This is a genomic window from Paraburkholderia sp. (assembly GCF_035501035.1).
Lineage (GTDB): Bacteria > Pseudomonadota > Gammaproteobacteria > Burkholderiales > Burkholderiaceae > Paraburkholderia.
In genome coordinates, this window is record NZ_DATJWR010000414.1 from 1 (window position 1) to 9,030 (window position 9,030).

7 protein-coding genes and 2 pseudogenes are annotated in these 9,030 nt (G+C 65.9%); 2 read left to right on the top strand and 7 right to left on the bottom strand.

Going from position 1 to position 9,030, the window contains the following annotated elements; translation table 11 throughout:
• Together VMJ11_RS29660 and VMJ11_RS29665 are read right to left on the bottom strand one after the other, a co-directional pair.
• Positions 1-1,601, bottom strand: a 1,601-nt coding sequence (locus VMJ11_RS29660; protein WP_325624360.1) for a glutamate synthase central domain-containing protein, incomplete at its 3' end; no start/stop codon positions are given.
• Positions 1,602-2,241: 640 nt separating this feature from the next.
• Positions 2,242-2,931, bottom strand: a pseudogene (locus VMJ11_RS29665) (transposase); the annotation flags it as partial.
• A 188-nt stretch (positions 2,932-3,119) separates the two neighbouring features.
• On the opposite strand from VMJ11_RS29665, the gene VMJ11_RS29670 reads away from it, so the two are divergent.
• Positions 3,120-3,839: an OmpW/AlkL family protein gene (locus tag VMJ11_RS29670; RefSeq protein ID WP_325624361.1), complete on the top strand. Its 720-nt coding sequence runs from the start codon at positions 3,120-3,122 to the stop codon at positions 3,837-3,839.
• A 363-nt stretch (positions 3,840-4,202) separates the two neighbouring features.
• Positions 4,203-4,580 (top strand): DUF883 family protein, encoded by a 378-nt coding sequence (locus VMJ11_RS29675; protein WP_325624363.1) that lies wholly within the window; start codon positions 4,203-4,205, stop codon positions 4,578-4,580.
• Positions 4,581-4,628: 48 nt separating this feature from the next.
• Here VMJ11_RS29675 and ugpQ read toward each other — a convergent pair whose 3' ends face one another.
• From ugpQ to VMJ11_RS29700, 5 genes and pseudogenes are all read right to left on the bottom strand, one after another.
• Complete coding sequence (gene ugpQ / locus VMJ11_RS29680; RefSeq protein WP_325624365.1) at positions 4,629-5,384, bottom strand: glycerophosphodiester phosphodiesterase; 756 nt, start codon at positions 5,382-5,384, stop codon at positions 4,629-4,631.
• A gap of 39 nt (positions 5,385-5,423) precedes the next feature.
• The gene (locus tag VMJ11_RS29685) at positions 5,424-6,653 is read right to left on the bottom strand and encodes a deoxyguanosinetriphosphate triphosphohydrolase (RefSeq protein ID WP_414694500.1); all 1,230 of its coding nucleotides are present in this window, start codon (positions 6,651-6,653) and stop codon (positions 5,424-5,426) included.
• 35 nt (positions 6,654-6,688) lie between these two features.
• Complete coding sequence (gene aroB / locus VMJ11_RS29690; protein WP_325624367.1) at positions 6,689-7,771, bottom strand: 3-dehydroquinate synthase; 1,083 nt, start codon at positions 7,769-7,771, stop codon at positions 6,689-6,691.
• Between the two features lie 72 nt (positions 7,772-7,843).
• Entirely contained in the window at positions 7,844-8,398 is a 555-nt protein-coding gene (gene aroK / locus VMJ11_RS29695; RefSeq protein ID WP_325624368.1) for a shikimate kinase AroK, read from the bottom strand.
• Positions 8,399-8,528: 130 nt separating this feature from the next.
• Positions 8,529-9,030 (bottom strand): annotated as a pseudogene (locus VMJ11_RS29700) (type IV pilus secretin PilQ); the annotation flags it as partial.

The window sequence follows — 9,030 nt, forward strand, 5'->3', positions numbered from 1 at the left end:
GCGAACAGCTGCTTGAAGTAGTTGTAGAGCGTCTTGTTCTTGTTGGACATGACCGCCAGCGGCGAGTCGTTGCCCATCGAGCCGACGGCCTCTTCACCCGACATCGCCATCGGCGCCATCAGGAACTTGAGGTCTTCCTGCGTGTAGCCGAACGCCTGCTGACGGTCGAGCAGCGCGGCAGCTTCGGCGCGCGCGGTCGCGACGTCTTCCGCCTTCGGCTCGATCTCGTCGAGCTTGATGCGCACGGCGTCGATCCAGCTCTTGTACGGCTTGGCGTTGGCGAGGTTGTCCTTCAGTTCCTTGTCGTCGATGATGCGGCCGTGCTCCATGTCGATCAGGAACATCTTGCCCGGCTGCAGGCGCCACTTCTTGACGATCTTCGATTCAGGGATAGGCAGCGTGCCCGCTTCCGACGCCATGATCACGAGGTCGTCGTCGGTCACGATGTAGCGCGCCGGACGCAGGCCGTTACGGTCGAGCGTCGCGCCGATCTGGCGGCCGTCGGTGAACGCGATCGCGGCGGGGCCGTCCCACGGCTCCATCATCGCGGCGTGATATTCGTAGAACGCGCGGCGGTTCTCGTCCATCAGCGTGTGCTGTTCCCACGCTTCCGGAATCATCATCATGACCGCGTGCACGAGCGGATAGCCCGCCATCACGAGCAGTTCGAGACAGTTGTCGAACGAGGCGGTATCCGACTGGCCCGGATAGATGAGCGGCCAGAGCTTGGGCAGATCGTCGCCGAGCACGTGCGAGGCGATCGCGCCTGTGCGGGCGTTCAGCCAGTTCACGTTGCCCTTCACGGTGTTGATTTCACCGTTGTGGGCGATCATGCGGTACGGGTGAGCCAGCTCCCACGCGGGGAACGTGTTCGTGGAGAAGCGCTGGTGCACGAGCGCGAGCGCCGAGACGACGCGCTCGTCCTGCAGGTCGCGGTAGTACACGCCCACCTGGCCCGCGAGCAGCAGCCCCTTGTAGACGACCGTGCGCGCCGAGCACGACGGCACGAAGTATTCCTTGCCGTGCTTGAGCTTGAGCGCCTGGATGCGGTGGCTCGCGGTCTTGCGGATGATGTATAGCTTGCGCTCGAGCGCGTCCGTCACCATCACGTCCTTGCCGCGGCCGATGAAGATCTGGCGGATCAGCGGCTCGCTCGCCTTCACCGTGGGCGAGATCGGCATGGTGTGGTCGACCGGCACGTCGCGCCAGCCAAGCACGACCTGGCCTTCGGCGCGCACCGTGCGCTCGAGTTCCTGCTCGCACGCGAGACGCGAGGCGTGTTCCTTCGGCAGGAAGATCATGCCGACGCCGTACTCGCCGAACGGCGGCAGCGTCACGCCCTGGCGGGCCATCTCTTCGCGATAGAACGCGTCCGGAATCTGGATCAGGATGCCTGCGCCGTCGCCCATGAGCGGGTCGGCACCGACGGCGCCCCGGTGGTCGAGGTTTTCGAGAATCTTCAGGCCTTGCTGAATGATTTCGTGGCTCTTCTTGCCCTTGATATGGGCGACGAAGCCGACGCCACAGGCGTCGTGTTCGTTTTGCGGGTCATACAGACCTTGCGCGGCGGGCACCGCGGCGCGCTGCTGGTGATCGTTCATGGGGACACCGTCAGAGTGAGGCCGTTGCCGGCCGTTGAATCCGTGTTCTTTGTTTCCCGCCGCTTGCGTGACCGCTGTACGGCGTTGCGCGGGGTGATACGTGCTTCCCGCGTCATGCGCCCAGGAGAGCCGAAAGGCGAATATACGCGACGAATCAAGGGGATGCAAATAAAACGTGATGATAGAGACCCAATTATCGAGTTGGTGCATTCGCACAATATTTTATTGGTTCCACATCATTTTTGTGCAAAAGAAAACGGCATCCGAAGATGCCGTCCATCTCGTAAGCCTTTGACTCAAAAGACAATCAATGCGTGCCGGTGCCGGGCTTGCGCTCCTCGTGCCCAGAGGTCGAACCGGACGGCCCGCTGCCGCCGGAACCCTGCGAGTCATCGGAATGGCCGGTCGAGCCCCCTTGATTTCCGCCGGATGTTGCAGCCGAACCACTCCCGGCATGCCCTCCGCCATGCGTCGCGGGGGAACCGCCTGGATTGGCGGCAGGCGGCGATCCAGAATAAGGGCTCGATTGACTGGCGCCGTGACCGGCCGCCGGACCGCCCGTGTGAGCGCCTGCCGGGCTCGCTCCGGCTGCCGGCGCGGGCGGCGCGCTTGCCGGGGCCGCCGCAGGCGCGCCAGGCGCCTCGCGCACCTTGCGCGGCCGCCCGCGCGGCAACGGCGACACGCGCCGGTTCGCGGTGCGCGATGCCCAGTCGCGGTAGGTATCGCTACCCAGCACCCAGCCCTTGAGCGTCGCCTGCATGAGCTGCGTGGTTTCGCGTTCATCGAGCGCCTGCTCGCAGAGCTCGCGGTACGCGCGCTGACGTTCGAACGGCGTATTGCCGAGTGCCCAGTAAAGCGGATGGTCGGTGATGAGGCTGTCGACGGTGAGGCCGATGTGATGGCGGTAGCTGGACCACCGATAGTCCTCGGGCGCCGTGACGAGGTGGCTGCGCACCGGCGCGAGCTCGACGACGCGGCTTGCCAGCAGGAAGAAGCGCTCGCCCTCGATGACGGTTGCGCGGTAACGCCCCTCCCAGAGCGTGCCGCGACGCGCGTAGCGCCGGTTGAAATGCGCCACGTAGCGCCGGCCGACCGCCTGCATTGCCTTGGGCAGGCTGGACTCGTCGGAGGGTGTGACGAGCAGTTGCACCGCGCCGGGCATCAGAACCCACGCATGAACCGCCAGATGATGATCGCGCGCCGCGGCCTTCAGGCAGTCGATGAACAGTTCGTAATCCTGGTCATCGACGAACGCGGGCTGCTGATCGAGTCCGCGCAGGATCACATGCTGCGGCTGATCGGGAACATAAAGACGTGCAAGCCGTGCCATGCTCGATTTTCCTGGTTCCGTTGGTGAATACCCGCAGACCCGCCAGGCCGCACCAGCGTTAGCTCTTGCTGGCATGCGGCTTGGGCGGAAAGCTCGCGGCGCTTAGTAAAAAAGCTCTAACGGTCGCGTATGGTTTGTTGCAAACGTTGTGTTCATAATGAGCGGGCCTTTCATGGAGGAGCATTAATATGAAATTAAAACAGGCGCTGGCGGGGGTCGCCGCGCTCGCCACTTTCACGGCAGCACACGCACAAACAGCGAATACGTTCTACGTCACGACCGGCTGGTTCCGCTTCATGCCGCAGGACTCCAGCGACCCGCTCAAGATCGACAGCGTTGGCGGCACGCCCGTCAACATGGCCATTCCGGGCACCGGCGCCAGCATCGGCTCGGCTGACACCGTGGGCCTCTCCCTCGGTTACTTCATCACCGACCATATCGCCACCGAAGCCGAACTGGGCATTCCGCCAAAGTTCGATATTTCCGGCGGCGGCACCCTGAGCACGTTCGGCACCGTCGGCTCGGCGCGCCTGTGGAGCCCGGCGCTGTTGTTCAAGTACTACTTCAACAGCCCTGAAGCCAAATTCCGTCCTTACGTCGGCCTGGGTGTCACCTATGCCTGGTTCACCGACGCGAAGATCACCAATCCCGCGTTCGAACAGGGCGTACTTGGGGGTCCGACCAGTGTTTCGACGGATCGTTCCTGGGCCCCCGTGTTTAACCTGGGCTTCAACTACAACTTCACGAAGCACGTGTTTGCCGGCTTCTCGCTTTCGTATATTCCGATCAGCGTGACCGCTACGTACAACACGACTCTCAACAATCAGTTTGGTACCGTGCGCGTCGCCGAATCCAAGATCCACCTGAACCCGCTCGTCACGTACCTGAAGGTCGGCTACATGTTCTAAGCGCCCGCACAGGCGCCCCGCCAGCCCTTTTGCCCCACCTATGCGGTGTCAGGCGAAGGGCGGCGCTTCCCCCCTGCCACACTCGGCCCGCCTCGCAGCCCATCAGGTTTTCCTGACAATCGCAGAGCCTTTTCCTGATTCTATGCCTCTGCGAAAAAGCGTGCTGTCCCCGTAATCATCTGTTTTGCCGTCGTGCAGGAACGCCGTGCCTGGCGGGCGTTTGCGCCGAATAGACTGCGCGGCTTCAAGGCCCGGGCACTGGATTTGCGCAATACTCGCACTCCGGCCCTCACCCTGGCGCGTCCTTTTCGCACGCGCAGCGGCGAGCCCTTCACCTGTGCTTTTTCAACGACGGAGCCATAAATGAGCGCCTTTCCGAACACGCGAGAAGCCCTAGGAGATTCCTGGACGCGCACGAGCCGCCGCGCGCGGCGCATCGGCCGCCGCGGCCGCAACGCCGCGGCCGATATCGCCGACGAGTTGCGTGATTTGCTCGCCGAGCTGGAAACCACGCTGGGCGAGGGAACCCAGGCGGATGCCGCCGCGCTGCGCACCGACATCCGCAAGCGCCTCGACGCCGTTCGCGAGCGCCTCGAAGTGGCACGTGCGAGCGCGCGCGAACATACCGACGCGGCCATCGCCGGCGCCGACGACTACGTGCATAGCAATCCGTGGCAGGCCGTGGCGATTGCCGGCGGCGTGGCGCTGGTGGTGGGCGCGCTGCTCGCGCGCGCCCGCTAGGCCGCGCCCGCTACGTGAAGGTTCGGGCGCCGGCCGCCCGCCTGTGCTTCAGGCGTCGAGCCCATGCGGTCCGATCAGGTCGATGCGGTCCGTGCAGACCGTATCGACGCCCCAACGCACCAGTTGGCGAGCACGATCGGGATCGTTCACCGTGTAGGCAAGCATGAAAAGTCCTGCCGACTTGATGCGCTCGACGAGCGCCTCGTCCAGATAGCGGTGGCTCGCGTGGAGCGAGACGCAGCCGAGCGCGGCGGTCTGCTCGCGCCAGTCGGCCGGCACGCGCTCGAACAAGAGGCCGCGCGGCAGGTCGGGCGCGGCCTCGCGCGCCGCCTCCAGCGCCGCGTAAGAGAACGACGAGAGCAGCGGCGGCGTACCCGCCTGGGTCTCCTGGGCCCACAGGCGCGCGGTTTCGGCGGCCACGATGCGCCCCGTCTCCATGTCGCGGCCCGTGCAGGGCTTGATCTCCACGTTCGCCGCGAGCCCTGACTCGCGGCAGCACGCGGCGGCCTGAGCGAGCGTCGGCATCGGCTCGCCGGCAAAACATGCGTCGTACCAGCTGCCCGCGTCCAGCCCGGCCAGTTCCGCATAGCGCATGCAAGCCGCTGCGCCGTGCCCGTTCGAGGTGCGCTCGACGGTGTCGTCGTGCAACAGGAACGCGATATTGTCGGCGGACAACTTGGCGTCGAACTCGACCATTGCATGGCCGAGGCGCGCGCCGGTGCGCAAGCCTGCCAGCGTGTTCTCGGGCGCGAGCGTGCCGCCCCCACGGTGCGCGGCGACGCGCGGATACGGCCAGGACTTCATTGGATGGACTCCCCCGGAATCGACGAGGCGGTTGGCGCGCTACACGTCATCGGCAACGACGAAGAGCCGGCGATACTCCTTCAGCGCATACCGGTCGGTCATCCCCGCGATGTAGTGCGAGATCAGGCGCGGCTGCAGGGCTGCGTCGGGCGTCTGGTAAGCGGGAGGCAAGAGGCGCGGGTCCTCGCTGAACGCGTCGAACAAGCCCTTCACCACACGCCGGGCCTTGTTGGCCATGCGCATCACACGGTAGTGGCGGTACAGATTGCGGTACAGGAAACGCTTGAGCGCAGCCGCCTGCGCCGCCACTCGCTCGCTATGCGCGACGAGCGGGGGCGCGGCCCGCACATCGTCGAGCGACTGCGGCGCGTATTCCGCGAGATTGCGTTGTGTCTGCCCGATCAGATCGACGATCAGCGTGTTGATGATGCGCCGCACCGTCTCGTGAATCAGCCGGCGCCCGTCGATCTGCGGGTACTCGCTGCGCGCGGCGTCATAGTGCGTAAGCCACAGCTCGACCTCGGCGAGTTGCTCGATGGTGAGCAGGCCCGAGCGCAGGCCGTCGTCCACGTCGTGGTTGTTGTAAGCGATTTCGTCGGCAATGTTGGCGATCTGCGCCTCGATGGACGGCTGCCGGCCGAGCAGGAAACGCTCTCCCAGATCGCCCAGCCGCCGCGCGTGCTCGCGCGAACAGTGCTTCAGGATGCCCTCGCGCGTCTCGAAGCACAGGTTCAGGCCGTCGAACGCGCCGTAGTGCTCTTCGAGCTCGTCCACCACCGCAAGGCTTTGCAGGTTGTGCTCGAAGCCGCCGTGCTCGCGCATGCACTCGTTGAGCGCGTCCTGGCCCGCATGGCCGAATGGCGTGTGGCCGAGATCATGCGCGAGTGAGATCGCCTCGACGAGATCCTCGTTCACGCGCAGGTTGCGGGCGACCGAGCGTGCGATCTGGGCAACTTCGAGACTGTGCGTGAGCCGCGTGCGAAAGAGGTCGCCTTCGTGGTTCACGAAGACCTGGGTCTTGTATTCGAGCCGGCGAAACGCGGTGGAATGCACGATGCGATCGCGGTCGCGCTGGAATTCGCTGCGGGCGGCGGGCTGCGGCTCGGGATAGCGCCGTCCGCGCGAACGCGAGCCGTGCGCCGCGTAGGGCGCAAGACCCGCTTCGAACGAAGCGACGAGCGTGGCGCCGGCGTCGCTGGACGCGGCCGGATCGCCTGCCGCTGCGTCGCGGCGAGCGAGACTACGGGGATCGCTACGTGTATCGCTCACCGGTTCCTCCGCAAAGGTTCAAGGCCGGCGGCGCGTCAGCCTTGCGTCGTCGCGGCGAGCGTGGCCTGCACGGCTTCGTCGGGCGCACGGCCGATGTGCGTCTCGCCGAAGCGCTTGAGCAGGATGAACTTGATCGCCCCGCCCTCCGCCTTCTTGTCGACCTGCATCAGCTCGACATAGCGCTGTGCACCGAGCGCGGGCGCGCGCGCCGGCAGTTTGGCAGCCTGCACCACGCGCACGAGCCGCGCGCGCGACGCTTCGTCCAGCATGCCGACTCGCACCGAGAGATCGGCCGCCATCACCATGCCGCATCCGACCGCCTCGCCGTGCAGCCACTCGCCGTAGCCGAGGCCGGCCTCGATCGCGTGACCGAAGGTGTGCCCAAAGTTGAGGATGGCGCGCAGGCCACCTTCGCGCTCGTCGGCGGCCACGACCGAGGCCTTGATTTCGCACGAGCGCTTGACTGCATGCGCGAGCGCTTCGGGCTCGCAGCGGTTGAGCGCTTCGACGTTGGCTTCGATCCATTCGAAGAATTCGGCGTCGGCGATCGCGCCCGTCTTGATGACTTCGGCGATGCCGGCCGCCAGCTCGCGCGGGGGCAGCGTGGAGAGCGCGCCGATGTCGGCGATCACCGCCTGCGGCTGGTAGAACGCGCCGATCATGTTCTTGCCGAGCGGATGATTGATGCCCGTCTTGCCACCCACCGACGAATCGACCTGCGAAAGCAGCGTGGTCGGCACCTGGATGAACGGCACGCCGCGCATGTAGCAGGCGGCCGCGAAGCCCGTCATGTCGCCCGTCACGCCGCCGCCCAGCGCGATGAGCGTGGTCTTGCGGTCGGCGCGCGCCGAGAGCAGCGCGTCGAAGATCTCGTTGAGCGTTTCCCAGTTCTTGTGCGCCTCGCCGTCCGGCAGCACCACGGTGTTGACGTCCTTGCCGAGCGGCGCGAGCGCGGTGCGCAGCGTGTCGCCGTAGAGCGGGTCGACGACGGTGTTCGTCACGATGGTCACCGACTTGCCGGCGATATGGGGCGCGAAGAGCGCCGTCTGGCCGATCAGGCCGGAGCCGATATGGATGGGGTAGGCGCGATCGCCCAGTTCGACGTTGACGGTAATCATGCTCTGAATCTTGAGGGTTCCTGGTGCGCCATCTTACGGGCTACGCGGCACGATTCGGGCACGGCTTGCGCCCTACTCGCGCGCCGTGGCCCGCGCGACGCCGGCCATATCGAGCTGCATCAGCACCATGTTGACGAGTCCATTGACCGAAGGCCGGCCTGTTTCGATCACGAAGTCCGCGACCTCGCGATAGAGCGGGTCGCGCACTTCGTAGAGCGCTTCGAGCCGCGCCTTCGGGTCTTCGGTTTGCAGGAGCGGACGGTTCTTGTCGCGCCGCGTGCGCAGCCACAGGTCGTGGGGGTGCGCGCGCAGGTACACGACGAAGCCGCGCGCCTTGAGCGCCGCGCGGTTCTCGGGCCGCAGCACCGCGCCGCCGCCAGTGGCAAGGACGATGCCTTCGCGAGCGGTAAGCTCCTCGATCATCTGGGCCTCGCGCTCGCGAAAGCCCGCTTCGCCTTCGAGCTCGAAGATCACCGGAATGCGCGCGCCCGTGCGCGCCTCGACCTCGTGATCGGAGTCGAAGAACGGACGCTCCAGCCGGCGCGCGACCGCCCGGCCCACGGTCGTCTTGCCGGCGCCCATGAGCCCTACGAAAAAAACATTGGCGTTTGCGTCCCGCACTTGCAGCGCTTCCTACGAAAGGTTGGTGCCGCAGCTTACTGGCAAAGCGGCGGCGTTGTCGAGCCTGCGGCCTGAGCGTTCCGGCCCCGCAGCGCGCGGATGCATGCTTGCGCGCGGTTTTCTCGATCTATAAGGGTCAATTCGATTCCACGACGCGCGGCGTAATGAAAACTACCAGTTCGCTGCGCTTGTCCCGGTGCGCGCGATGCGAAAAAAGCGCGCCCAGAATCGGTATTTTGCCCAGGAGCGGCACACGCGTCACATCATCGCGGTCATCGGTCGCGTCGATCCCGCCGATCGAGACCGTGCCGCCGTCTTCGATTTCCACGCGAGTCTGCACGTGCTTGGTGTTGATCGCCGGCCCGGCGGCGGTCTGCTCGCCCACGCTGTCCTTCGCCACGTCGAGATCGAGAATGACGCGGCCATCGGGCGTGATTTGCGGCTCGACCTCCAGTTTCAGGCTCGCGCGACGGAACTGCACGCCCGAGACGCCCTGCCCGACCTTCGCCTGGTACGGCAGCTCCGTGCCCTGCTCGACGATCGCCTTCATGCGGTCGGCCGTGACGACCCGCGGACTCGACACCACGCGCCCGCGCCCCTCTGCTTCGAGCGCGCTCAGCTGGATATCGAGCTGACGT